General features: G+C 64.5%; 21 protein-coding genes and 1 tRNA gene. 14 read left to right on the forward strand and 8 right to left on the reverse strand.

The features are described from left to right. The first annotated feature begins 16 nt into the window (after positions 1 to 16). The 3 genes from ACZ6TI_RS43205 (at position 17) to ACZ6TI_RS43215 (ending at position 2,729) form a co-directional block, all read left to right on the forward strand. Positions 17 to 90 (forward strand) — tRNA-Pro (locus ACZ6TI_RS43205). 106 nt (positions 91 to 196) lie between these two features. Next, on the forward strand, positions 197 to 1,159 hold the full coding sequence (locus tag ACZ6TI_RS43210; protein WP_465351098.1) for a tyrosine-type recombinase/integrase: 963 nt from the start codon (positions 197 to 199) through the stop codon (positions 1,157 to 1,159). Positions 1,160 to 1,439: 280 nt separating this feature from the next. Continuing rightward, positions 1,440 to 2,729 carry a tyrosine-type recombinase/integrase gene (locus ACZ6TI_RS43215; protein WP_465351099.1) on the forward strand — a complete coding sequence of 430 codons (1,290 nt, stop codon included), beginning with the start codon at positions 1,440 to 1,442 and terminating at the stop codon, positions 2,727 to 2,729. 179 nt (positions 2,730 to 2,908) lie between these two features. On the opposite strand, the gene ACZ6TI_RS43220 is transcribed toward ACZ6TI_RS43215, so the two are convergent. Beyond that, complete coding sequence (locus ACZ6TI_RS43220; RefSeq protein ID WP_465351100.1) at positions 2,909 to 3,919, reverse strand: helix-turn-helix domain-containing protein; 1,011 nt, start codon at positions 3,917 to 3,919, stop codon at positions 2,909 to 2,911. A 76-nt stretch (positions 3,920 to 3,995) separates the two neighbouring features. Between ACZ6TI_RS43220 and ACZ6TI_RS43225 the strand changes: the two genes are divergently transcribed. From ACZ6TI_RS43225 to ACZ6TI_RS43240, 4 genes are all read left to right on the forward strand, one after another. Beyond that, positions 3,996 to 4,484, forward strand: coding sequence for a phage integrase N-terminal SAM-like domain-containing protein (locus ACZ6TI_RS43225; protein WP_465351101.1), 489 nt, complete (start codon positions 3,996 to 3,998; stop codon positions 4,482 to 4,484). 60 nt (positions 4,485 to 4,544) lie between these two features. Continuing rightward, a complete protein-coding gene (locus ACZ6TI_RS43230) occupies positions 4,545 to 5,114 on the forward strand; it encodes a tyrosine-type recombinase/integrase (protein WP_465351135.1) in 570 nt (189 codons plus the stop codon). Positions 5,115 to 5,479: 365 nt separating this feature from the next. Further along, complete coding sequence (locus tag ACZ6TI_RS43235) at positions 5,480 to 6,538, forward strand: hypothetical protein (RefSeq protein WP_465351102.1); 1,059 nt, start codon at positions 5,480 to 5,482, stop codon at positions 6,536 to 6,538. Between the two features lie 323 nt (positions 6,539 to 6,861). Next, positions 6,862 to 8,160: a hypothetical protein gene (locus tag ACZ6TI_RS43240; protein ID WP_465351103.1), complete on the forward strand. Its 1,299-nt coding sequence runs from the start codon at positions 6,862 to 6,864 to the stop codon at positions 8,158 to 8,160. 106 nt (positions 8,161 to 8,266) lie between these two features. Here ACZ6TI_RS43240 and ACZ6TI_RS43245 read toward each other — a convergent pair whose 3' ends face one another. Both ACZ6TI_RS43245 and ACZ6TI_RS43250 read right to left on the reverse strand, forming a co-directional pair. Beyond that, positions 8,267 to 9,913, reverse strand: coding sequence for a UvrD-helicase domain-containing protein (locus ACZ6TI_RS43245; RefSeq protein ID WP_465351104.1), 1,647 nt, complete (start codon positions 9,911 to 9,913; stop codon positions 8,267 to 8,269). After that, positions 9,910 to 11,844, reverse strand: a complete 1,935-nt coding sequence (locus ACZ6TI_RS43250; RefSeq protein ID WP_465351105.1) for a hypothetical protein — start codon at positions 11,842 to 11,844, stop codon at positions 9,910 to 9,912. Before ACZ6TI_RS43250 ends, ACZ6TI_RS43245 begins: the two co-directional genes overlap by 4 nt. 492 nt (positions 11,845 to 12,336) lie before the next feature. Here ACZ6TI_RS43250 and ACZ6TI_RS43255 point away from each other — a divergent pair, with 492 nt between their 5' ends. After that, on the forward strand, positions 12,337 to 13,290 hold the full coding sequence (locus ACZ6TI_RS43255) for a hypothetical protein (protein WP_465351106.1): 954 nt from the start codon (positions 12,337 to 12,339) through the stop codon (positions 13,288 to 13,290). A 480-nt stretch (positions 13,291 to 13,770) separates the two neighbouring features. Here the strand turns inward: ACZ6TI_RS43255 and ACZ6TI_RS43260 are convergent, their stop codons facing one another. From ACZ6TI_RS43260 to ACZ6TI_RS43280, 5 genes are all read right to left on the reverse strand, one after another. Further along, a complete protein-coding gene (locus ACZ6TI_RS43260; protein WP_465351107.1) occupies positions 13,771 to 15,702 on the reverse strand; it encodes a DUF3732 domain-containing protein in 1,932 nt (643 codons plus the stop codon). A gap of 23 nt (positions 15,703 to 15,725) precedes the next feature. Beyond that, positions 15,726 to 16,196: a three component ABC system middle component gene (locus ACZ6TI_RS43265; protein ID WP_465351108.1), complete on the reverse strand. Its 471-nt coding sequence runs from the start codon at positions 16,194 to 16,196 to the stop codon at positions 15,726 to 15,728. Then, entirely contained in the window at positions 16,193 to 17,380 is a 1,188-nt protein-coding gene (locus tag ACZ6TI_RS43270; protein WP_465351109.1) for an ABC-three component system protein, read from the reverse strand. The genes ACZ6TI_RS43265 and ACZ6TI_RS43270 overlap by 4 nt, the downstream gene beginning before the upstream one ends. Before the next feature lie 305 nt (positions 17,381 to 17,685). Then, positions 17,686 to 18,051, reverse strand: a complete 366-nt coding sequence (locus ACZ6TI_RS43275) for a tyrosine-type recombinase/integrase (protein ID WP_465351136.1) — start codon at positions 18,049 to 18,051, stop codon at positions 17,686 to 17,688. Continuing rightward, the gene (locus tag ACZ6TI_RS43280; RefSeq protein WP_465351110.1) at positions 17,939 to 18,937 is read right to left on the reverse strand and encodes a tyrosine-type recombinase/integrase; all 999 of its coding nucleotides are present in this window, start codon (positions 18,935 to 18,937) and stop codon (positions 17,939 to 17,941) included. Before ACZ6TI_RS43280 ends, ACZ6TI_RS43275 begins: the two co-directional genes overlap by 113 nt. 301 nt (positions 18,938 to 19,238) lie before the next feature. Here ACZ6TI_RS43280 and ACZ6TI_RS43285 point away from each other — a divergent pair, with 301 nt between their 5' ends. From ACZ6TI_RS43285 to ACZ6TI_RS43310, 6 genes are all read left to right on the forward strand, one after another. Then, positions 19,239 to 19,679: a hypothetical protein gene (locus tag ACZ6TI_RS43285; protein WP_465351111.1), complete on the forward strand. Its 441-nt coding sequence runs from the start codon at positions 19,239 to 19,241 to the stop codon at positions 19,677 to 19,679. A 31-nt stretch (positions 19,680 to 19,710) separates the two neighbouring features. After that, entirely contained in the window at positions 19,711 to 20,298 is a 588-nt protein-coding gene (locus tag ACZ6TI_RS43290) for a hypothetical protein (protein ID WP_465351112.1), read from the forward strand. An 8-nt stretch (positions 20,299 to 20,306) separates the two neighbouring features. Beyond that, entirely contained in the window at positions 20,307 to 21,131 is an 825-nt protein-coding gene (locus tag ACZ6TI_RS43295) for a hypothetical protein (protein ID WP_465351113.1), read from the forward strand. A 176-nt stretch (positions 21,132 to 21,307) separates the two neighbouring features. Then, positions 21,308 to 22,555 carry a dsDNA nuclease domain-containing protein gene (locus ACZ6TI_RS43300; RefSeq protein ID WP_465351114.1) on the forward strand — a complete coding sequence of 416 codons (1,248 nt, stop codon included), beginning with the start codon at positions 21,308 to 21,310 and terminating at the stop codon, positions 22,553 to 22,555. After that, on the forward strand, positions 22,552 to 23,160 hold the full coding sequence (locus tag ACZ6TI_RS43305) for a hypothetical protein (RefSeq protein ID WP_465351115.1): 609 nt from the start codon (positions 22,552 to 22,554) through the stop codon (positions 23,158 to 23,160). Before ACZ6TI_RS43300 ends, ACZ6TI_RS43305 begins: the two co-directional genes overlap by 4 nt. Further along, positions 23,157 to 25,139 (forward strand): ATP-binding protein, encoded by a 1,983-nt coding sequence (locus tag ACZ6TI_RS43310; protein WP_465351116.1) that lies wholly within the window; start codon positions 23,157 to 23,159, stop codon positions 25,137 to 25,139. The genes ACZ6TI_RS43305 and ACZ6TI_RS43310 overlap by 4 nt, the downstream gene beginning before the upstream one ends. The last annotated feature ends 888 nt before the right edge of the window (positions 25,140 to 26,027 follow it).

Genomic DNA, 26,027 nt, shown 5'->3' on the forward strand with positions numbered 1-26,027 from the left:
CTGATGGGCGTGGCATCGGGCTGTAGCGCAGCTTGGTAGCGCACTTGACTGGGGGTCAAGGGGTCGCAGGTTCAAATCCTGTCAGCCCGACAGCGAAGGGGTTTCCGCAGGTCGGAAGCCCCTTTTTCGTGCTCGCGATGTCTCGCCGGGTCTAGCACGCCGCTTGTAGACCCCTTGACTCGGCAGGTGACGACCGATGCCCCTACTCAACCTCGACCGACTGTGCGACGGCCTGGAAAAAGGCGACTGGGCCGGCTTCCTGAAGGACTGGGACCGCAGTCTCCGCGCCGCGAACCACCCGGAAACAACCCGCTACAACTACCTGCTCGCCGCCGCTCAACTGGCCCGGTATCTGGCGGAGGAATCGCCGGATCCTGACGCTGATGAGGCCGCGCAGGACCCGACCGTCGTGACGAAAGCTCACGTCGAGGCATTCCAAGCCTGGATGATCGAGACCCGTTCGGCGTCGACCGCGCTGAACAAGCACAAAGCGTTGCAGCAGTTCTTCAAGTACCTGCTCGACGAGGAAGAGATCGACCGATCGCCGATGGCGCGGGTGAAGCAGCCGAAGACACCGCAGAAACTCGTGTCGATCATGGGTGACGACGACACGAAGAAACTTCTCGACAACACCAAGGGCAAGACGTTCATGGCGTTGCGGGACGAGGCGCTGATTCGCCTGTACTACAACACCGGGGCGCGGCTGTCGGAGATCGGGAACCTGCTGGCGGCTGATTTGGACATGAACACTGAGTCGGTGCACCTGCACGGCAAAGGCTCGAAAGATCGGCGGGTCCGTTTCGGCCCGAAAACCTCGCGGGCGTTGTCGCGATACCTGCGGGCCCGTGCCAAGCGCAAAGGCGCGGCTGATGTGTCGCAGCTATGGATGGCCGATAAAGGTATCCGGCCGTTGACGCCGAACGGGATCAAGCTGATGCTCAAACGTCGCGTCGCGGCGGCCGGGGTGGACAACACCCATGCGCATCGGTGGCGGCACAACTTCGCCCATGAATGGCACAGGGCCGGGGGAAACACCGGCGATTTGATGTTGCTGCTCGGGTGGGCGTCGGAGGACATGCCCCGCCGCTACGGCGCGAGTGCTGCCGCGGAGCGGGCTCAGGAGCTTCAGGTCCGAATGGGTATCGGCGAGAACGTCTGACCGACGGTCCCGGCTGGGCACGCCGGCAAGCGGCGGCGTGTCCAGCGAACCCCGGCCAGTCATCGGGCACCGACGACAGTGCCATCGATCGATGCGGAGCGGTGGGTGGGCTCGCAGATGTATTTTGATGGCATCCTTCTGAGCGATCTGGTACTCCACGGAAGGGCTACGAGGGCCGCTGAACCGGTGGACTTTTGCCTGGTTGGCTTACACCACACGGCCGGGCCCGAGTAAGGCTCGTTCTATGGCGAGCATAACGATTCGAGGTAATTCATTCTGCGTGCGCTGGGAGGCGGGACGTTCCGGCGCGCGGCAGTGCTGCACATTCCGCGGGCCGTCGAACACGAAGGCGATCGCCGCCCAGCAGTTCGCCCAGGCGAAGCAGCATCGGGTGACGAGCGCCGAGGTGTACGCGGCAATCGATCCCGGCTCGATCAAAGCAAGCCCGCAGATGCCGACACCGCTGCTGGCTGACTGGATCGAGCGGTGGCTGCGCCTGAAGATCGACGTCGCATCGACCACGCAGGCCGAATACGCGCGGATGCTGCGCCGGCGAGCGACACCTGATCTGGGGCATCTCCACCTCGGGGAGATCAGCAGGGCTGATCATCTCGACGAATGGAAAGCCGGCCTGGCTCGCACGTTGAGCCCGGCGACGGTACACAAGCACTGGGCGGTACTCAGCGAGGTGATGCGCGACGCCGTCCCCCGCTACCGGCCTGACAATCCATTGGCGCGCCCAGCTGGGCAACGCGGCAACGGCCTGCCCCGGCTGACGCCGTACCAAGCGTGTTTCCTCACCCGGGCGGAGGCCGCGAATCTGATCGCCCACTGTCCACTTGAGATCTGTGACCTTGTGCAGGTGGCACTGGGAACTGGGATGCGGCTTGGTGAGCTGCTCGGGTTGCGGGCTGGTGCGGTGAAGCTCGGCGAGGCAATGCCGCTGGTGCGGGTGGAACAGACTCTGCAACGCGGTGGCCGCTTCAGCGTGCCGAAGACGGGTGCGGCTCGGCGTTCTGTCGGGCTTTCGCCGAGCACCGCTGAGCTGCTGGTGGCGCTCTGCGCGGGCAAGCGGCCCGATGAGCTCGTCTTCACCGCTCCCGAGGGCGGTCCGTGGGACGCCAACAACTTCCGGTATCGGTTCTGGCGACCGTCGGTCGTGGCAGCGGGTCGTTGCGAGCAACACCCGTTGGCTGGCGGTCGGCGCGAATCATTGGTCTCGACGTGCGGTTGTACGGGCCGGCTGGACAAGCGGCCGCGGTTTCACGATCTGCGGCATTCGCACGTCGCGTACTTGATCGACGCCGGCTGGGACTTCTACATGATTCAGCTGCGGCTGGGCCACGCCTCGATCAAGACCACATTCGACATCTATGGCCATTTGCCTCCGCACGGTGAGCAGCACCGGCTGGCCGGCTTGGATGAGCGACTGCCTGCGGTGCCCCGTGCAGCGTGCATCGCACTAAAGGCGGGGCGCAGGGCGCGACGACGGATGGCACTGTGCCGCCACGCCCAACCGAGTCGACGGCGGAACAGGCAGAAACGGAAAGTGCGCCTTCGTCGCGACTAGCTGCAGGAGGGCGCACCGCACCGCATGAGCCAGCATTGAGCAGCCGTACCGTCCGACGGTCCGGAAGCCGTGCCGGTCGAGCAGGTCGTTGACTATAACGGAGGGACAGCGCGGCACCCCGGTGCCTATGAGCGCTGCTGGCAATACCCAGTGCGTCCTCCTCCAAGTGGCGTGCAGAGTTACGACGTAGTGCCTTGCTCCTGCGTGGGATCAGGAGTCAGATACGTTCCCAGGCGCCGAATCGCTTCATTGGTCAGCGCGGCCTGTTCCTCCTCGGGCAGCCGGACATGAGCGAGGGAAGACTCGCACTGTTGGCGTAGGTCGTCGCGGTCAAACCAGCGCAGCGGGTGGCGAGGGTCGGCGGTGTCGTACACGCCCTGGCCATAGAATTCCATGGTCACCAGGTCGTGTCGCCGATAGTCGTGGGCCTCGTCCGGGGGCAGCAGAGCGCCGAGGATCCGATCACGCCAGTCCCAGCTCAGTTCCTCGTTGTCATCGTCGTCCCACGGATCTTCTTGCGGCTTCCCGAGGCCGTTGAGTCCGGGATACATGTCGCCGATGTCATCGATGCTGGGTGGGTCGGTGTTCATCACGATGACGGTGATGGCGTACTCGTCGGCGAGGCAGACCGGCCGGGGTGCCCGGCCTTCGCCCAGCTCGCTGCCGACGCGCATGATGCGCTCGCCCATGCGGACCAGCCAGTGGTTGTTGACCTGGGTGAGTGCCAACTCGGGCAGGTTTCGCAGGAGGTCCACCTCCCTGATGGAGGCTTCTCCTTTGAGGAAGGCAGGAAAACCGCAGCCGAGTGCCCTCTCGACATGAAATTGCTTGTCCTTCATCGGCGCGAAGTCGGAGAACGCGACGGTGCCGTGCAGCGCCACTGCGTCGGCCGCGGTGAGCGGATCGCCGGTGAACGAGGTGTTGAAGAACTGAACGAAGTCGCTCTCCTCGAGAGCGGCCCCGTCCTCCGCCTCGGATCCCATCAGCTGGTGGAACTCGGCCACGCCGAGCCGCAGCGCTCTGGCGAAGCCTCTGACGTTGTCGGCCTTGAAACCGGTCAGATCGGCAGCGGATTCGAGACGGCGCCAAGTGGCGACCGAGACATCGGCACGCTTCGCGGCGGCCTGCTGGGTAAGCGACAGCTCTAGTCGTCGTTCGCGTACTGGGTTGGTGGGTGGCGCGGGTGACATCACAACCTCCTGTGAGTGCTCAATGAGCGCTCACAGGAGGTTAGCGCTCGCTGAGCGCTCGTGCAACGTGTGGTGGTTGAGCGGTAGCGGCCCGACGCCGGCTCTTCCGTCACCCCCCGTCATCTTCCGGGCTCCACAAGATCACGTCAGCATCGAAGAAGGCGCCGCAGCGGCCGGGCATGGTTTTGTTTTGCGCCAGTCAAGGTGTGGGCAGTACTCGGCCGGTGGCGAGGAGGTGATGTCGTTGCTCGATCTACGGCGGATCTGCCACGGCGTGGCACCCTCGTGGTTCGACTTGCTCCGTGACTGGGACCGGACGCTGCGGGCGGGGAACTACCCGGAGACGACGCGCTACGGGTATCTGCTTGCCGCCGCCCAGCTCGGCCGATACCTGGCGGACAACGCGTCCCGGTTAGGCGCCGAGAACGCCTCGATAGACCCGACCGAGGTGCAGCGGGGCCAGGTCGAGGAGTTCCAGGCGTGGATGGTGGCCACGAGGTCGGCGTCGACGGCCTTGAACAAACACAAGGGCTTGCAGCAGTTTTTCCGGTGGCTGGCCGAGTAAGAAGACCTCGCGCGGTCACCGCTGGACCGGGTTCGGCAGCCCAAGACGGAACAGAAACTGATCCCCGTCCTCGGTGATCAGGACACCGCGAAGATCCTCGCCACCTGCGCTGGTAAGCAGTTCACCGATCTTCGTGACGAGGCGATCATCAGGGTGCTCTACAACACCGGCGCGCGCCTGTCCGAGGTCGCGGGCCTGGAGATCGCCGACGTCGACCTGGACCTCGACTCGCTGCTCTTCCACGGCAAGGGAGCAAAGGATCGGCGGGTGCGGTTCGGGGCGAAGACCGGCCGGGCGTTGAGCCGGTACTTGCGGGCGCGGGCCGGGCGCCGCGTGTCCAGTATGGACGCGGTGTGGCTGTCGGCGCGGGGCAGCGTTCCCCTGGCGTCAAACGGGATCAAGATCATGCTGCGGCGGCGTGGCCTGCGGGCGGGGGTGGCCAACGTGCACGCGCACCGGTGGCGGCACAACTTCGCCCACGAGTGGAAGCTCGCCGGCGGTGACACCGGAGATCTGATGCTGGTGCTCGGCTGGTCGTCGGATGACATGCCGCGCCGTTACGGGGCCAGCGCGGCCGCGGAACGGGCGCAAATGACTCATGCGCGGCTGCGTATCGGGGAGCGGGTCTGATGGGGGAGCGGCGGGGGAGGGGCCTGACACCGCGGCAGCGCACCAGGCGAGCGCGCATAGCGGCGCACGTGTCGTGGTCGAACACCGCGGACCGCAAGGGACGCATGGAGCCGGCGACGAAGGGTTTCCTGGTTCGGTTCGAGCGCCAGGTGGATCCGCTGGGGGTTTTGCCGGTCGAGGTGCGGCAACGGATGGCGTTGCATGCCAGGCGGGCGTACATGCTGCAGATGGCTGAGAAGTCGGCGAAGGCCCGCGCACGGAGGGCGAGCGGGCACGAGCCGTAGTCCCATCTTCGACATAGAGGCCGTCGTCCGTGCGCCGCGACGTGCCGAATCGACGTTCCGATCGACGAGGAGAGCTGTCACGTGACTCGCTATGCCGTTGACGAAAAGAGCAACACGCTGGTACGGACCTGGGCGACAGGCTGCGGTGATCGTGCGGCGGTGGTGGCGTTGCTGCCGGCGTCTGCCGGTGCCGAACGACATCTGAGCTTGGCCACCGAGCTGACCGGCCTCTCGCAGGAGCTGTGGCGGTGTTACACCCACCCGGCGAACCCTGCCCGCAGCGCAGAGCTCAACACTCGGGACTGGCGGCGTCAGCAAAGCCGGGACGAGTTCAGCAACGTCGTCGCGTCGATGATGAACCCCCACCTGCCCGGCGACGACGGACTTCTGCTCGTTGACAACGACTCCGTTGCGGAAAGCGCACACCGGGTCGGCCGGACGCTTTACGAGATCGCCGACAACGCGGTACGCGACGCCGTACGGGCCGACATCGAGGCCGAGTTGCAGGCGGTGGAGATGGCCGAGCGCGGCGATCTGACCGGTCGCGCTGGGCAGGCGGCGACCCTGAGCCGATCGGATGCCAGCCTCGTGCAGGTGGCCGCCGCTGACGCGATCCTCCGGGAGGATCCCCTCGACGCGTGGACACGTTTACGGGAGCTCGAGCCCACAGCGGCAGCAGTAGCGGCCGCGCACTGGCTCAAGGCCGCAGCAGACGCTGTTGCGAAGGTATCGGGCATGCCGGCTCTGCGGGCGCTGCTCGAGGCCGACGATGAGGAAGGAGTGGAGCACTCGGCCGCATCTGAGGTTCTGTCGCAGCTCGACTCCGAGGACGCCGCCTACGAGGTCGTGACTGCCCAGGTCGTGCGGGCTCTGCAGGTCAGCGAGGGCTACGTGGCGTCGTTCGGAGCGGCAGACACGAGCGACGAGGAAGTCACAGAGTTGACGCTGCTCGACCCGATACGACCCGCTCCGGGCCTGCTGGAGGAATTGCTGGAAGCCATTCAGAGTTGCGGCCAGACTTACGCCCAATTCGCCGACATCGTGCCGGCGGACAGAGAAGAGGGCGCGGATGTGACGGCGAGAGACACGGCCTTTTGCGATGCCGTTCGTCAGGAGGCAGGCAGCATTCGCATCATGTAGGACCTCAGCCGGCGACGGCTGAACGCGTAGGGGTCACTCTCGGTGAGTCAGGCGGTCGGCTTGGTAGACGCTGCGCGACGACGGCGCGCACCACACTGGCAGTGTGGGGGTCAGGGGAGTCCGGTGACGGGCCAGATTTTCTTAAGCGGCCTCTTTTTCGTGAGGTTGAGCGGCTCTTTGGTCCATTCGATGAATGTAGCCGAGGTGAGTAAAGGGCTCTGCCAATCAATTGCGAACCGTTCATCCGGCCCTGAACGCATCGCCATTAACCATCGGATCGGCGGCTGGCGTAAATCAGTGGCGAGGTCGAGCAAACTTGGGGGATGGGCAACGCATGGCGTGACGTCGAGGCTGGGCGCCGCAAGCTGGATTGGGCGGTCGCGGTCGGCGACCCTATGGAGCTTGACTTCTTGACGGCGCTCGGGCAGCGGACGGCGGCCCGCATGATCGACGATCTCGAGAATTTCTTCGGCCGCGGCTGGCTACACAAGGCCGTGCATCCCACCGGTGGTGTGGCCGGTCCGACCATGGGACCGTACTTCGCCTCGCTCGCCGGTGCCGGAGCCTTTCAATCCGCGGTGGGCCTGTGGGCGCGGCTCCAGTATCTGGTCCGAGGCGAGACCGCGGGTGTCGGTGTACTTCGACGAAACCTGCGCGCTAACCCCGTGGCTGATGAGTTCCGCCATCACACTGCGCTGGCCCGACTCGCAGTGCAGGCCCATCTGGCCGGCGCGCGGGTAACTCTGGAACCGAAGAAGCCCGAAGGCGGCCCGGGAGACCTGCAAGCGGTACGCGCCGGCAGCGACGTGTTCGTCGAGCTTCGGACCCTTGGACCCGACAGATCCTTCCAGGATTACAACCGGACGGTGAGCCAAGCGCAGGCGCATCTGCGGCAGGTCGAACTTCAGCACGATGTGCATTGGCACGGCGAGCTGCCGCGGGAGCTCACAGCGGAGTGGCGGGAGGCGGTGACCTCGGCCGCGGCGACGGCCGTAGCGACAGCAACGGCGGTCGACGTTGTTCACGAAGGCGTCGTGCTGACCGTGCGACCCGGGACCGCTACGGTCGGGACAGAGATTTCCGGCCCGATCTGGGAATCAGACCAAGGCCCACGACTGCTGCGCGCCCTTGTCGGTAAGGCGGTCAAGACCGCATCCGCTGGCGCAGCGTGGCTCTGGCTCGAAGACGCGGGAGCACTGTGGCCGCTGTCCTCATTCGCTCAAGACCCCCTCCCTCGAAAGGCGCAAGCTCTACGCCAGGCTCTCGATCCGGTGTTCGACGCTCATCCGCATGTCCTGGGCGTCGTCCTGACCTCGAGCGAACAGCGAATCGTCGGTGACAACGATCCCGACGACCATGTAGACCACAGAGGTACGGCTATCCGGCGCAGGCTGCCCAACGCTCAGGTGCGCGATAGCGTCGTTGTCCACCGGCGCCTTGCTGTTCCCGGGCAGTACGGTTTGGTCGTTGAGATGTGCACGGGCGAGCCGACGTGGCTTGATCGGGCATTGCAGGCCCTCGACGTACCGGGCGGCCTCGCCGCCCTAACCACGCAACCGACGCAACGCGGCGGCCGGTCGCCAGCAGATCGACGTCGAACATCGGGGCTGTACCTGCCGTAATGGCAGACAGCGGCCGTCGCCTCATGGAGGCTCATATCGGCCCCACAGACTGCGCGCCCTCGGGCGAGGACTGGATCCGGACCTCCGGATGCTTCGGAAAGCGGGTCTACTGAAGACAAGCGGCGACCAGCGGTGCCCATAATGGGTGGTGGACAGGGGGCACCACGATGTAGGCGTTGTGCCGGGCGCGAGTCAGCAGCACATAAACTAGCCGCGAGCCTTCCGGGTAGGGATGGGCTTCGCGTCCGTGCCATTCGTCTTCCTGAAGCACGAGGATCGTCGTGTCCGCCTCGCGGCCTTTCGTCTGGTGCAGATTCATCACCTGGACAGGGCGTCGGCGCGAGGTCATGCCGCCGACGAAGGTGTCGAAGCGTGAACGGTCGGCGATCGCCGCGACATCATCCCAGGGCAGCCCCTCGGTCAACGACCGCGTGGCGCGGCGAAGATGTGGAGTTGACTCGACCCAGGTCTCCAGCCCCCGGGCCGCTCCCAGATGGGCAAATGAACCGCTGATGATGTCCTCGATTGCCGCGTAATCGATGGGTGTTACAGCGCCGGCTGCGCGCAGTTCGCTGGCGATTTCTGCCATCACCTTCTCGAGGGCCGGATTGCTGCGGGCCATCAAGTGCTCGGCGAGTTCGGGCAGCCGCTTGCCTTTGGTTGTCGCGGTGACGTAGACGGCGAGCGCGCGACGTGGGCGGGCACCGGGAACCTTAAGGGCGTACTTGAGCATTTCCAGCTGTGCGCCAGCAGCCTCGCCCTGGGCTTCGCCGAACCCGATCTGCTCATGGACGATGCCCATCGCGGTGAGCGTGTCGGACAGCTCGCTGGTGGCTTTGATCGTGTGGGTGAAGACGCTGACGGTGTGCCGCTGCATCCTGGCGTTGGTGACGAGCTCAGCGGTGACCTGGTGGTGGCTAGCTGCGTCCGCCTCGACGAGCCGCAGCCGTCCGGTCGCGACCGCCTGATGAATCGCCGGATGGTCGAACTCGCGCTTGCGTGCGGCGTCAGCCGCGGCGGGCAGCACACCCGAGGGGTCTCGGTGGCTCGCGGGACGCAGCGACAGCGATTGTGCACCGGGAAGCGAACGCGCTTCACCGACACGGCTTTCAGGATCGACCTTCTTGAAGGAGTAGATGCACTGGTTGAGGTCTCCGAGAAACAATCGCCGCGCCTGCGGGGCGATTAGCTGCAGGAATTCCCACTCCTCGTCGTCCGTGTCCTGGAACTCGTCACAAATGACCAATCCGTATCGACCGCTGTAGTGTGCCGCGACCTGTGGGTCACGCAGGATGTGGGCCGCAGCGGGGATCAACTGGCTGTACGTGAGTCCTGCCGGCATGCCATCGACGCGGGAGTTAGCGGTGCTGAGCACGACCTGCGGTGGGGGATAGCCGTGGGCCTGGCCGTATTGGCAGATGACCCGCCAGGCGAAGCCGTCGAACGTGTTGACGTCGATGCGCTGCAGGAGCGGGCCGATCACTCCACTGGCCCGGTCGATGACCTGGCTCACCGCGGTCCGTGAGAAGGACAGAAACAACACCCGCTCGGGTGCCGGAAGGGCCGTGCGCCGGCCGCTGAGAACGGCGTCACGCACAGCGGCAGCCCGGTGCCGGTCGGCACGAAGAAGATGGGCCCGCGCAGCGGCAGCCGCGGTGCTGGTCTTGCCGGTTCCGGCGCCGCCCAGCACCACGATGGCGGGGGCAGTGCTGTCGATGACAGCCTGTTGCTCCGCGTCCGGCTCGTAGGTCATGACGTGGCGTCCGATACAGCTGTAGTAGGCAAGGTGACGTCGATCATCGCCGGGCCGGCATATCCCCAGCGCGCGGCGGCCGCGAGGAGGTCCAGCACGGCAACGACCAGCGGCGGCAGCAGGCGGGTCTCCTCGAAGACGGCATCGACGAGTTGCTCGTGAAACGACGAGCTGTGCAGGGCCGCAACAACCGCCTTGAGCGCGGCGTCGTCGGCCTTGCCGTCGGCGGGGTCGGGGATGCCGAGCAAGTCCGTGACGGCCGCGGTCGCCGCACGCACCGTATCCATGGGAACCCCGTACAGAACGGCCTTCTCGACGGCGACCTTTTCGGGCAGGCGGATCACCGCGTCGCATGCTTTCACCACGGCTTCGAGCTCTTTGCCCGTCTGATGGTGAGGCTTGTCGTGATCGATGAGGGCGATTACCCGGAACCCGAGATCACGGGCGAGTGCGGCAACCTGTGGGATCACGGTGATACCCCCGTCACCGCCGGTTCCCGCGCACACGATGCGCACTCCGAACGCGGACACCGGCAGCGCCGCCGGGAGCCGGAGCTGGTCGACTGCCGCGTAGGCGGCGACATCATGCGGCCCCTCAGTGATAGCCACCGTGTCCGACGTCAGCGCCGCCAGGAGCTGGGTGTGCAGCTGCCGCTGCGCCTTGATGGCCTTACGGCTGGTCGGCCGCGCCAGCCGATGATACGACCGGACGCCGTCGCGCCGCGCGAACCGGATGACCTCGTACAAGCTGAAAGCCCGCGCTACTTCGGGACGCCGGGTGGACATCCACAGCTGCCCCGAGTTGGCCCGCAGCACCGCAGCCAGATGCTCGGCTCCGGCTGAGTCCAGGCGGTCGCCGAAGTCGTCGGCGAGCACCACCGCGCCCGGCACCGCGGCCTGCATGATCGCCTCTGCCACCGACAGCGTCGCCGTGGTGGTGCTGCCGTGCGCGGACAACGCCAACGGCCCGGCGCCGTCCAGGTGCAGCGTCGCCTGCAGAGACCGCAGAATGCCGTGGACCGACCCGTCGTCCGCCTGGAACCCAATCTGCTCGGCGGTGACCGGTCGGTCGCCGAGGCGAGCTCCGACCCGGTCACCACCCAGCGCGAGACCGACTGCCTGACGGACGGCAGGGTTTGTTGCCAGCTGGTCCACCGCCCCGGACACGGCTTCGTCGAGCTGGTCGAACGCCTGCGTCGCGGCGACTGGGTCGATCGTCTCCAGGACCCGCCGCAAGGCGGCCCCGCCACGAAGCTGCAACGGCCCATCGTTGCCGAGCACCACCACCGGTAGCGCACGACGGACCTTGAGCGGCACCCGGACGAACTGCTGGGTCGCCGGGCTGCTGCCGGCCGGGAAGTACACGAAGTGCTCGAGGGTGTCAGTCTCCTCGTCGTGCCCGATGCGGTAGGTCAAACGCAGACAGGAGTCGGCCCCGGCCGGAACGTCACCGTCGGGCTCGACGGCGCGGCCGTCGCTACCGAGGGGCTCCAGGAAGCCTTCCGCAAGCTGCTCGACCTCAGCGTCGAGGTCGATGAGCGTGACCTCAACCTCCGCGATGCTGCTGCGTGCGACCGCCGGCACGGCCGGGACCGCTGCTTCACGATCTCGGCCTTCGCCGCTCGGGTCATCGGCTTGCGCCTTAACGGCCGTGCTGCTTGCCGGGGCGGCAACGTCGTCGGGCAGCACATCCTCACTCTGCGCCTCGGCGGGGCCTGTCGAGGCGGACCCGGCCGCGCGCGGCTGGATTTCCTGCCACAGATCCGACGGGGTCACCCCACGCCGGAACACGTCGAGGCTGAGGGCACGGCCGAGCGCCTCTATGACGTCCGAGCGTCCGCCGCGGGGGACCCCACTGAGTAGGACATGGCCACCAGGGGACAACTCGAGGTGGTGCCACCCGCGGAACCGTTCAATCTTGAGGAAGCTCACACGCACGCTGCATTCTCACTCCCTCCACAGTGACTGGACAAATAGAAATTCGCCATTGTGATGCGGGATGGGTGTAGTCACTATTCAGTGATTAGACATTCAAGATCAATGCAGAGAATGCGGGCCATCTTCGGTAGGCCTGCAGGTCGCGGCCCCGTATCCGTGCCGATCATGGGAAGCCTTCAAGGGCTGCGCCGATCGGGAATGCCTCGGTGACGCGCCACGGCATCGGCAACGAACAATCTGCTCTCTACGCAGCGCTGCCGATCGCATACAACGAGTGGTCTCCGGCTATTGAAATACAACACCGCATCACCCGCACCGTTCACCCACCCGGGCTTGCCGAACTGCCGGCCCGTGTGTGACCGTGTCACTCACGGATCGGCGCTGCAGTGGTGCTGCGGAGCTGCCGGGCCACCTTTGATCTGCCTCAGGTTCGATCGCGCGGCCGCGCGGGAACCTGCGGCGACCGCTGCCCGGAGGACTTAACAGATGACCAGCTACAGCGTGCTCCCGAACGGCCCGCGAACGATCGTCGTGGCAACCTGGTCAGGCGAATATTGCGACCAGAGCACCAAGGTAACCACCGTCAGCGACCGCCATCAGGCTCAACGGCTGGCCGCGCTGATGACCGAACTATCCGAGCTCACATGGGACGCGGCCGCCTTCCTCGACACCCACCCGGCCATCGAAAACGCGATCGGCGCCCTTGCCGAGCAACTACGGCAACCGCAGCAGACCATCCACCAGGTGCCCGTGCACAACTCCGACGGCCGCCGGCACCATGAGGAACCAACCCACACCAGCCTCGAGCGCCTGCTGAGCTCCGAAGCGCCCACCGTGCTCACCGCCCTATCACGCACACAACGCCTGACCATCGCCGACGAACTCGCCACCGACGCCAACGCCCGCACCGAAGCGCTACGCACCCTCCCACACGGCAACGACCCGGCCGCGGACTCCCGCATCTGGCAAACCTGCGAGGTCGGCCGATCGACACGCACCGGCCAGGACGGACCTCTACCCGAAGGCGCAGCAAACTGGATCACCCAGGCGTGGGGACACCAGCAGAGCCCCGCAGGGCGATGGGGATGCCGCGAGCAAATCGTCCGCATCGAACAACTTGCCGCGGCCTGCATCGTGTCCGGCGGCCGCGCGAGGCACGACAACCTGCAAGCGCACCTGGTCTTCAGCGGCCCGAGCGACGACGAGCCGACGCGCGTGTTCTACGTCCATCCCCAGCAGGACCGTCGTCGCGAATGGGCAGAAGACCCATTCGCGCCCATGGTCGTCAAGGAACACCTCGGCAGCTCCGGCGCGCGCACGCTCGGACCGGTGCCCGCGACCGACGACAACGGCTTCGCCAAGCTGCTCGGGGAATGGACTCGTGCCGTGCCGTACCTGCGGACGACCGACACCTTCGTGGATCCCGCCAGCTTCGACTGACCGTCTATCGCCTTCAGCCGCATCGAATGCCAAGTCCGCAACCAGATCGCCGGCCACGCCACATCTGCATGGTCGGCTTCTGTGCCTTCGACAACCGCACCCTCGGACCTGCCGGCACCCTTCGGCGCAGTCCCGTTGAACGGCTTCATCGGGTCCGTATCAAGATCTTGGTACGGACCCAACCCGGTAGCAACCCGCCCTGGTGGGCGACATGCATGCACAGTCTTTGCGAGCTGTAGCCGCCGGGGACGCCGACAGCGACCGCAGCCCAGAAAGCTTTCGAGTCGGGCATGTGCCCGCTGGCGGCGTACCAGGCGGTCACTTCGGGATGCTCGACGTGAAGGGCATGGAAGCCTGCAGCGGCCAGCGTGTCGAACAGGTGCCTATCCGAGGAAGCCGGTCTCGCTCCCCTCGGCCGGCGCCTTAGTTACGGATCTTTAGGGGCAGCGGTCCTCGCCGTGAAGCAATATGCCTGGGCGCTTAGTGATCGAATTTCATTGCGTCGTCGATCCATTGCGAGGGGATCAGCGCGGAAGTCCTGCTCCAGTTCTGGCGTACTGCGTTCTGGAACCAGGGTTCGGCAAAATTGGCATGATCGCAGACAATGATTTGCATTTCAGGCGTCAACTCGGTAATGACATCACGCATAAGCTCGAAGAGCCGCTCTGCAGCGTCGCGGTCATTGCGAAAATTTCTGTCATTTTCCTCGATGTCGGACGGATAGTAGGCCTGCGTGGGCTGATCGAGCATGAGGAAATGTGGCACCGGTCGGCCTTGGAGTATGAAGTACCGGTGAAGTGCTAGGTGTGTGACAACGTGGTAGCCGACCCAGCTCTCTGCGCTGCCAATGCGTGAGAGCGGCACGGGACCATTCTCGGTGTCGATAGCTACGTCGAGATTCTTAATATCAAGGCGTATTCTTTTGTCAGAGTGGGCCAGCCCTAGGCGGCGCGCCCAGCGGGTAATATCGGCCTCGATGGAGAGCAGTCGCGAGTCGACCTGTCGCTGCTCTTCCTCGGGGTCGAGTTCGCCTAGCAGTCGTTCAATGTCTTGTCGAGTCAATTCGACGTTTGTTCGAAGCGCGTTGAGGGCGTCGTCGTCGCCGAATAGGCGAAGACGAGTGAGGTACAAGTCGATACGTCCTTTGGTGAAGGCCTGATCTTCTCTTCGACTGCGTTGGGCGCCGACCGTGGCTTCGGCTGCGCGGACGCCGGCCAGCACCGCGTCAAGCCCGCGTAACTCCAGCCGGACAGCATCTGAGCGGTGGTCCAGTTCACTCATTGCGGCTATGCGGCGGGGCTGGGCTGACTCGGCCGCGCGTAGCTGTTCGCGGAGGTCGTCGAGTGTCCGTTGAAGGTCGCTGACTTCAGGGTCTGGTTCGGCCAGGGCGCTGCCGCATAGTGGGCATGTGTCAGCACCGATACTGCCACTGGGCCGCATCAGTTCTAGGCTTTCTAGGCGGCTGGCGCCTGATCGGACGGCGCCCTGATAGTCCAGAGACCGATGTTCGTGATCGGCCAGCAGAGCTCGTTGCTCGCTGAGAGTTCGCAGTTGTAGGCGAAGATCATCGCGTCGCTGTTCCAGGTTGTGACGATCGTCGTCGGTGTTCGCTGACGTGCCATCCGTTGGTGGGTTCTCGAGTGCTGCCGTCAATGCGTTGAGGGCTGCGTCGCGTCCGCTGGCTTCTGCTGTGGGAACGAGTCCCTTGAGATGGGCTTCAGTATGCAGTGCGCGAAGGTCGACGTCGACGTCGCTGTAGAGCTTCTCCGCTGTGACCAGGTCGGCTTCCAAGCGGGTCATCTTCCGGCGTGCGGCTTCGAGCTGCCGGTGCTTAAATGCTTGATCGCCGCGGTCGGCACCAAGGAAGTAGGGCAGAGTCTCTATGAGCGCTTGTTTGATCCATATCTCGTCTTGGCGATGAAACAGACGACTGCGGTTGCCGATCTCACTCTGGCTTTGAAGGCACATCAGCAACGCGTGACCAAGATTGGCTGCCAGGGTGCCTTCCTGTGTAGAAGTATGGAGCATGTGTAGGTTTTCGCCGATTCCGATGAGTTGGCCTACCTGTTTCCGCACGGTGGCCGAGTCGGCGTTGGCCGTCAGGTCGCCGAAGTCGGGCGGTTGAAGGTTGCCGCCGAACTCGAGCATCGCCTGGTGTGTGGATGCGTGGCCGGCCCGAGGCGCTGGGCGGCCCACGAAAGCCCGTGTCGACCGCAGCTGGAGCAGCACGGCGTACCAAGCCACAGTGTCAGTGATTGGACCGATCGGTATGGCAATCTCGTTGCGTCCCATGCAGAAATCGACAATTTCGAGCAGGGAGCTCTTTCCGGTCGCAGAAACACCGGTGATGACATTGAGTTCGCCTGGCTTCAAAGAGACGACACGCTTCTGCCCTGCGTGGTTGTAGAGCACGATCGCCAGTAAATTCATTGCAATCAGGGCTCTACGCCAAGGACAGCAAAAATGGTGGACGGTTGGTCGATCTTGGCAAACCAGCGTCCGACCAGTCGTGCGCTGGTCAAGAGCTCGCGCAGCTCCGGGTTGCGGGCCCGACCGATGGAGCCGACCAAAGCGCCGGCCTCGAGCGTCAGCGCGCCCTGACGAAGTCCGAAGCGTAGACCTTCCTTGATCGTCGGGACTGCTTCCCTGGCGCGAGCAGCGAAGCCGGCATGAAGGACAGCATTACGCGACAGCCAGGTTGCCAGGTGGGTCGTCACGCTTCTCGGCAACGCGAGGCGAGTGCTGCGATGCAGAACCATCGGCGCTACGACGAAAGAGAGCGGCCACACCATCGGGCGGTCCCGCTCCGAGCGGTAGGCACTTGCCGCAGCAGCCAGCATCGCTGAAACCAACGCAGGGTTGAGGTAGGCAGCCGACACCTGCGGGCGATCCTGCCACCTCGTCATTTGCCTGATGCCCGAAGAAGCGTCTCGACTCTATCCGCGAAGTCTGGATGCCATCCAACTCGTCCGGAGTCGGCCAATTCGTGATGCTTTCCGCGGCAGAAAAAGACATCGCTGTAGCGCTCCCGCACGCGAATGTCCGTGCGATCGAGCGCCTGGCGCAGAATCTGTTGGCCAGCTCGTTGCTTGACTGTCTCGTCAGGGTCGGCCGGAAGTTCGGCCATAGTCCAGTGGTAAGAACGTTCCCACTCTTCGCGTAATCGAGTCTCGAACGATTCCAGCTCCTTAATGCTGATCAAGCTGTCATCGAGCCAGCGAGCGGTCTGCACGTACGCCCTGTAGTAGTCGATCATTGCCATCTGGATGAGCCTCGACGGAGTTGCAACCCACTGCATTTGGTGTACGAAGCACCGATCTAGGTACGACCCTTCCTCAGCCGGGGTGAATTCCTCCGGGGAGGCCATGGTTGGCAGGTTCTCTCGCGTGAATTGATCTCGAAGATCGTCGACCACGATCGCGACATCCAAGGCGCTGACGCGGTGGGCACGTCCGGACAGGAGATCAACGGCCTTGGCATGCCACCACGCCCACAGCAAGCCCATGAAGGTGTCTTCGTGCCCCCGAGGCAAGGCCCACCGCAGCACCCGCCGTATATCGATATCAAGGTCAGTGATGCCCGGTGCGGCGTCCAGAAGCTGGATGCGATTCACGAAGATCGCACGTACCGCCGGGTCCAGATCAAGGAACCTTCGGCGGGCGACCCGGCTCGCCTCAGCTGTCGATTCGGAGGCGGCGACTTCCAGCAACTCGATGGCACGTCTCACATCTCGGTCCTGCGGTCGCAGTGCCGCTGCTGCACTTTCAGGCGATGCAGTCTGGGTCGTGACAATCGTCAAGGCAGGGCCGTCCGAGTCACCTACGGCCTGGGTATCCATCCAGGCCCCGATCGTGCGCCAGATGTCGATGTCCTTATCGCCTAGGCCGCGACCTTTCCGGACGTGATGTTTTACCTGCAATAACTCCGAGGGAGTCCCAAGATCTTCCCACGCGACATCGTCGTGAAGCTCCAACGTGATCGCCGCGTCCGGTCGACCGTCAGATCGTCGCAGGAGCTCAAGTAAAGGCCACTGCGACTGATAGAGGTATCCCAGCGCTGATGGTGCGGCGCTGTGCGGCGACGACGGCACGCCTCGAAGTCTGTCGAATCGGGGCGACCGTGTCCAGAGCGCCGTAGGCGGAACACGTCGTACGGCTGCGCTTCAAGCACGATGTGCATTGCACGGGGAACGCCGCGGTGACCAACCAGCGAGTGGAGAGAAGTGGTAACCCTTGCTACGGCGACCGCCGTAGCAACCGCAACGACGGCCGACGTGGCTCACGACGGGATCGGTCTGCTCGGGTGGCCCGCTCCGGCCACTCGGGACAGAGATCTTCGGCCGAGTTAGAAGTCGGACTAGCGCCTACGGGCCGCGCGCCGTTGTCGGTTAAGCGGTCAAGACATCGCCGCGACCGAGTGTCTGTCCAGTGCGGCCGCCGAGGTAGGTAGCCGATGCTCAAGATTGGCGAGATGCTGCTCGTCGCCGTAGCCCAGCAGGTGACCGTAGATGTCGAAAGTGGTCTTGATGGAGGCATGCCCGAGGCGCCGCTGGATGGCGTAGAAGTCCCAGTCGGCGTCGATCAGGAACGCGACGTGCGAGTGCCGCAGATCGTGGAACCGCGGCCGCTGATACAGGTATGTCTCGCAGTCACAGGTCGACGCGGCCTTCCGTCCAGCGCGGCCTGACGCCGGTTGCGGCGGATGCTCGGGGGCAGCGTTGCGCCGCGGCGAGAGCGGGATACCAGAACCGCTGCCGCAGATTGTTGGCGTTCCAAGGTCCATGACGCGGCGCGGCAAACACCAGATCGCTACGCCGCCGGCGACGAACCATGCCCGCGAACACCTCAGCAAGGCTGCCAGTCAGCGTGATCGACCGCCGCGACGCCTCGGTCTTCGGCTCGGCGAAGCTCCCGTCACCCTGCAGAGTTTGCTCGACACGAACCGTCGGCATGGGCCCGTCCAGGTGTACCGATCCCACGCGCAGGCCGAGCAATTCACCCAGGCGCATCCCCGTACCCGCAGCGGCCTGGATCAGCGGGCGGATCAGCGCGGGGCAGGCATCGAGCAGGATCTGTGCTTCCTCGGTCGTCAGGAAATACGCCCGGTACGGCGTCAGCCGCGGCAGACCGTTGCCCCGGTGCACTAACGGCCTATCAAGTGGATTGTCGGCCCGATAGTGCGGGACCAAGTCGCGCATCACCATGCTCAGCACCGCCCAGTGCTTGTGGACGCTCGCCGCCGCCAAATCCTTGACGAGGCTGGCCTTCCACGGGTCGAGGTGATCGAACCGGGAGATCTGATCAACAGGCAAGTCACCGAGGTCGCCGATCACCCGATGGCGCAGCAAGCGGGCGTACTCGGCGTGCGTGGACGCCGCCACGTCGATTTTGAGGGCGAGCCACCGCTCGACCCAGTCCCGCAGCGTCGGTGTCGCCGACGGGGGAGGGGGTTGGATGATCATCCTGGGGTCGAGCGCGGCATAGACCTCGCTGCTGGTGATCCGATGATGCCGGGACTCGGCGAGGATCTTCGCCGCGAGCGCCATGTCCGCCGACGGACCACGGAAGGTGCAGCATTGCCGCCGGCCGGCTCGGCCCGCCTGCCAGCGGACGCAGAATGATTCTTTACGCAGTTTGATAGATGCCATGGGGAGGGGTTGCCCGTTCCCGGGCGGCTCGGACGTCCCTCGTACGAGCGTCAGTCCTCCATTGGCTGACGTCCCGAATGGGTAAGATCCTAGGACGGTTTAGGTGTCGTGACGTCCGTCCCGGCCAGCACTCGGGATCTTGCGTGACCAGGCGAATGCCTTCGACGGCACGCCAGCGCCCCGTGCTCATGGCCGTTCGTCACCCATCCAAAGAGCGCCGCAGTCGGCGCCCCGTCGTCCGCCACCGAATCTTGCGTCGATCGTTATTACTATGCCCGATGCAATCTGACGAGCGGGGGGCATGAGAACCGCGAACGGTCCCGACACAGAGCCGATCAGGATTGCGGCAATCAGCTTCCGCGCGGCCCTCGAATCGGGCGGCCTGCGGCTTAGAAGTCTCGCCGCGTTCCCTCGCGGCTCGTGCGGCGACGTCTGCGAGCTGTTGGGCCAGTACTTGATCGATTCCGGTCTCGGCGAATGGCGCTTCTGCGCCGCGATCCGGGATCGCTCCTTCCTGTCCCACGCCTGGCTGGAGCGGAACGGTCTGATCCTCGACATCACCGCGGACCAGTTCACGGAGATCGACGAACCGATCCTGCTCACACGCGACCGGACCTGGCATGACCACTTCTCCCTCATCGAGCGGCACCGCACGGCAAATCTCGAATACCTGCTGCTCCAGGACTTCGCGGCCGACGCCGAGTGGACTTACCGCGAATTGTGCCGCCGTGCCGGTCAGTAGCTCGTGCCGCTGCGAAACGCAACAGCACACCGTGACGACGACAACGCCGCACAGAACAGGATCGGAAGGGGCAACACCAGTGCCGCTCTGTCTGGAAGATCTCCCGGAAGCCGACTGCGACCAAGACCTCTCCGTCTTCATAGCCCTGCCGGCAATCGCACAGATGTCATGGCCCGACGACGTTGTCAAGCAATGGCTCTACGATCACGGCCGCCACCCCGAGTTCCTAAACGACTACCGCAACCTCGACCTCAGCCTGATCCAGTGGAAGCTCCAGGACGTCCCGGTTACCGACCTGGAAGCCGCCCCCACCGGCCCCAGCGACCAGGACTGGTTGGAACGGGTCGCCGCAGAACATCGATATTGGCTGAGCAAGCGCCTGCAGAAGTACCGCGACGCCTGGGAAAACCAGGGAAGCTGGCTGGTGCCGCCCATCCTCATCACTCGAGACCTGATCCGACTGGGAAGCACAGGCCTGCAGGTGATCGAGGGCCGCATGCGCATGGGAATCCACAAGGGCAGACTCGCTGAAGGCCTGCGCGTCGCTGACACCCACCAAGCGTGGGTCGGCTCACGAACCCCCACCGGGCCGGCACCGCAGCCTCGGGCTGCCGAATAGGAGACACCATGCTGGTACTCGACTGCGAGACGCCCGAAACCACTGCCTCCTCACTGAGCGTCGCCAGCGAAGTGCCGCTATCGGAACTGCTCGATGCCGTCCGACAGGCCGATCAATCCCCAGCTCTACCGTGGCAAGATCCCTTGAGCGCACTTCCCGAGAACGCCCTTGCCGCGGTCGGCGTCGACATCCAGAAAGTGGCCTTCGACGCCGCCTACTACTTCCACGGCACCCGCACCATCGACCCCCGGCTCTTCCTCGACGACGGCGTCAAACCGCTCGGCCTGGTCATCGATCATCTCTGGAACACGCTGCATCTGCTGTGCGCCGACGACATCCCCGCCGACCGGTGGCAGATGATCCGCCGCGAACTCGAGCGCGGCGGACCCCGCTCGCGGTCAGACGACCACAGCGCCTGGCTGTACCGGCTCAAACAACCCGAACCGGCGCACCACGGCCCCTACGCGTCCCTCATCCGCGAGCACACCGTGAACCCCATTGACGGCCAGCATGACTACCTTGCGACCCCGGAGATCGTCCGAGACATCGCCGGGCACATCGGGGGCGATCTGCAGGCGAAGTTCGAGGCCGCAGCAACAAGCTGCGTCGTCAAGTTCCGGCACTCCGAAGTCGGGCTGCACCAGATCGAAGCCGTCATCTGGTACCTCCACCGGCATCTCAACGACGAGCCGCTCGACTGGAACACGCTCTACTTCATCGACTGCCGCAACGTCGCCGTGCCTGCCGCCGCCGTCGATTACGTCGACGAGATCGAACCAAGGAGCCGAAAGGATCGCCCCCGGGCAACCCGACGGCGCCACACGTCCAGCTAAAGGGATCATCGGAAATCGACTGAGTACACATAGGTAACCAGCCGAACAGCCTGTGCGTGATAGTCGCGCCATACGCGACAACTCCGCTAGCATCGCTTTCCCGAAGTAGCGAGCCAACTACATTGAGTCACATAGACGTGATTCTCGCTGTCGTGCCAGGTAGGAGTGTCATTCGGGTGACCGACGCAACCAATCAGGAGCCGATACCCGGCCTCGGCAACCTCTCCAAGGTCGCCAAGATTGACAACGACCCCACCGGCCTCGACACCTTCGCTCGCTACCTCTGGCAGGCCAAGCAAGTCGTACAACAGTGGCTGACCTGCTTACACGAACCCGACGGCCCCGCGTTCCTCGTCTGCGAACAGATCGAGGACCTCGCTCTCGTCCACGCCGGAAAGATCCGGCTCATCCAGCTCAAGACACGCGACAAGGGCTCGTGGAGCGTCACCGCCATGTGCGAACGCGGACTGGACGCGCTCGTCCGTTCCTACGTGAAAACGCGCAAAGCCAAGATCCACGAACTCTGCACCTACGAACTGTGGACCGAAGGGACAGCCTCGGAAAAGGCGGACACCGCCAACTTCGTGCTCGACCCCACCACGGCAACCAAGGACGTGCGCGCGCGCCTCGTCGCCCACGGGCTCATCAGAAGCTGGACAGACGACTTCCTGCAACGCCTGACCATCAAACCCGGTGAACCCAGCCAGACCTACATCGACAAGGTCGCGATGTGGGAACTCTCGGCACTATGGCCCTCTTTGTCTCATCAGGAAGTACGCCACCTCTACGAGCGACTCCTCGACGCGGCAACCGCAGCCCAAACCGGTGGCGCCGGACAGCCGGCATCCATTCAAGCGATCCTGGCCGCCGCCCTCCCGCACGTGGTCCAAGACCTCCCGCAACCCGAAGAACCCGGCGGGGCAGACATCGCACCCATCCGCGACCAGACCCTCAGCCGCGGCATGCTCAAGATGCTCGCCCCGCCGCTGCCCGGCGAACGAGAACATCAACTGCTCGCACGTATCGCGACCGGATCCGGAACCTCGCTCATGGAACTCAAGATGAGATCCGCCGGCGCCAGCAGCACGCTCATCGAAGACGTCCAGGACCTGCGCGCAGACATGGAAGTCCAACGCCAACTCCTACTCGCCGGCCGCGACAACGCAGAATCCCAACTCGAAGACCTCGCCCGCCGTGTCCTGAACATGGCAAAAGCAACATCCGCTCGCATCAATCTCTCGGCCGTAGCCAATCCCGTCGCGGCTGGCCGCCCCGCCGAAGCTGTAGCCGCCGACCTGCGTTCCCGGCCTCACGACCTCGCCCACTGCGACCGCAACCAGCTGCTCAACCAAGATGAAGAACTCATCCTCGGATACCTCGGCCACCTCTCCGACCTCTGCCGCTTCGACTGGGGTCTCACGTGAACGGCAGCAACAGTTCTGTGATCGGCGGCCCGCCCCGCCGTGCAGGGCCACCGACGCTCGACGAAGACCAGACACCCCGAGCGCGATTCCGGCCCTCACGCGAAGCTGAAGCTCGCATCCTGCTTCTCATCGATGCCTTCAGCCACAAAAAGCGAGGCCAGATTCGATACCTGGAAGGCCGCGTCAAACTCGCCAAGCTCGACTTCCTGCTCCGCTACCCACGCCACCTCCGCCGCGTCCTCATCGCGCAAGGCGTCAGCGCCGACAAATTGGAGCAGATCGACCCCGACGAGGCGCCCCTCGACGCACGCATGATGCGCTACCGCTATGGCCCATGGGATCCCTCCTACTACGCAGTCCTTGGCTCCCTCATCGGCCGCGGCCTCATCGAAGTGGCACCGCTCGGCAACGGCTTCAGCTATCGCACCAGCACCGTCGGCACCGAACTCGCCGCCCACCTCCGCGCCGACGGCAGCTTCGACCCGATCAACCAACGCCTGGTCCTCCTGCGCCGCCACCTCGACAAATCCGGAAACACCCTCAAGAACTACCTGTACGAGCTCCCTGAGATCGCCGACGCAGCCTGGCACGAGGACCTGACGTGACCCCACCCACTGCACCACCACCGGATGCCGACCACCAGCCGGCACACCCCCACCGCCTCGAACTGCTCCAGGTAGACCTCGTCGGAGGCGGACGCGAAGTCACCTTCAACCCGGGCCTGAACCACATCGTCGGCGACATCACCACCGGCAAAACCACCTTCATCCGCCTCATCAGGGCCCTCCTGGGCACCATGCCCAAGGACCTCCCGCCCGAGGTAGACCACGTCGCCGCCATCCGCGGGCACGTCATACTCGGCGACCGAGGCTGGAAGATCTACCGCCCCCGAACCACCACCAGCGACGCCCTCGTCGAAATCGGCGAAGACGACAACGAAGCCGGCCGCGAAGCACTCTCGCTACGCCTGCCGGTAGCTGGATCCGCACGCACCTACAGCACCTTCCTGCTCGACCGCCTCGACATCCCGGCCATCAGCGTCCCCCAAGCCCGCACCGACCCCACCGGCGTCCAGAGCCCGGTCACCATGACCGACTGGCTCGGATACTGCATCGTCACCGGCGACGAACTCGACACCGAAGTCTTCGGCCACAAACGCCCCTTCCGCGACGCAAAACGCCGCTGGGTCTTTGAGATCGCCTACGGCTACTACGAACCCGAACTGGCCAACCTCAACGCCCAGCTACGCCACCTGCAACGACAGCTCGACTCCCTCGAACACGACGCCGAAATCCGCGCCCACTTCCTCAAAGACACCCCGTTCGCAGACCTCGCCACCCTCGAACTGCAACTAGCCGCCAGCACGACAGAACTCGACCACGTCCTCGAACAACGCCGAAACCTCGCGAGCGGCCTTACCGACGTCCCCGGCGTACAACAAGCACGCGAGAACCTGCTCGCCGCACGCAGCCGCCGCGCCGACACCGCCGAACGCATGTCCCGGCTCCAAGCCCAGACCAAGGACCTCGCCGACCTCGTCCGGCAGCTGACCAACCAATCCGCCCGCCTCAGCCGCGCCATCGTCGCCGGCGAATGGCTCGTGGACTTCGACTTCATCGTCTGCCCACGCTGCGGCAACGACATCGAACCAGCACGAACCGAACCAGACCTCTGCTACCTATGCCTGCAACCACCAAGACCAGCGACCTCCGAAGCAGAACTCCTGAGCGAGCAAGACCGCATAGCGAGCCAAATCACCGAGACCAAAGCAGTCCTCGAAGGGCGCCAACGCGCACTCGACAACTTCGCTTACGACGCAACCCGACTCGACCACCTCATCACCGAACTCGCAGCCGACCTCGACCAGCACACTCAAGCCTTCGTCTCCGACCGCGCCGCGCAGATCGACTACCAAGCCACCCGGCAAGCCCAACTCGAAGCCGACATCAAACGCCTCCGGGAATACGCCGACCTCCTGCAACGGCACGAGCAACGGCTCGCCAGCCGTGAAATGCTGGAAGCCCAGCAAGAAGAAATCCGACTCCGCATCAACGAACGTGAACTCTCTCGATCTGACGCGGAAGAAAACGTACAGGCTCTCGAACAACGCATGCTCGAATACCTGCAACAACTTCACATCCCAGACCTAGGCCAAGAACTCACCGTCCACATCAACAGGAAAACATATTTACCCGAAGTCTCCGGCCGCAGCTTCGACGAGCTATCCAGCCAAGGCCTAAAAACACTCGTCAACATCGCACACGCACTCGCCCACCACACCGTAGCCATAGACCGAAATCTGCCGTTGCCCGGACTTCTCATTCTGGACGGAATATCGGCCAACAGTGGACAACAAGGGTTGAGTTTCGACCGAATCCGAGACGCCTACCGGCTCCTCAGTCGGATAGTGGCCGACGAATCGTATCGAAACGCACTCCAAATCATCGCAGTCGACAACGAACTCTCCCGAGAAATTATCTACGAACTTGTCGAAAGCGTTACCCTCAACCTGACCCAAGAGGACCGCCTCATCCGAATTCCTGGACCGTCTATCCCGCCCGCGGGGCAGGGCGTTGACCAGTAATGCCCACACGTGGTGTCGCAGCAAAAGACGCCATCCCCTTTCGTGGATTCACCAGGATCCGGTCCGAGGTAAGGCGCCCCGCCCCGCGGGGTTGCGGAGCACGCCGCTCAAGGGGCTCCCGCGTCGCCGGATTTGCCGCCAAGCGTCGAAGCGATTGCCGATGGCAGCCCTTCTGGGAAATTCGCGCCTGCGAAAGACCAGGTAGAATGGGGTGCGCGAGAGCTTGGCGGACAAGTTGGCAGCGACCCCTTTACTCGGGTGAGTATACTTTTCGGTGACCTGGTAATACGTTCGGTAGCACGTCGCTGGGCCCGCTAATGCCTGGGGGTCAAGGGGTCGCAGGTTCAAATCCTGTCAGCCCGACGTTGTGAAAGGCCAGCTCAGCTGGCCTTTTCATTGAGTGGCGTAACTGCTTTCCGATCTTCGTGACACCTATTTTTGCCCGAACGCGCGTACGGTTGCGAATCTGTCGTTGATCGGCTCCTCGTTGCCCGACCGTTAGCGTGGTGCTGCTTCGGGTCTCTGTATGGTCCTGCTCTTCTGGAACGTTGCGCTGAGCTGGAGATGCACGTCTCGAGGCGCTCAACTCTCGGATCCGGCCGCGGCCGTGGTTGCTATCCATTGTTGATGTCTACTGTGGATGATCGTGACGCCTCGGTGACACGAACGCTCGTACGGTGATCTTTACCTGGGGTGCCGGACGGGGCCGGTGAATCCATGATCGCGCTTGGTGGCGGCGTGGGTAAGTTGTCGACTGTTGTCGCCAGTTGTCCGAGACGCCCCCGCCGGTCGGCTGGTGTTCCCGACGCCGGGGCAGGAACACGCGTTGGCCGGCTGAGGATGTGGTCGTTGGATTTGATGTCCATGCTGCCTGACGAGGTTCTGATC

Source organism: Actinoplanes sp. NPDC051388 (genome assembly GCF_055586225.1).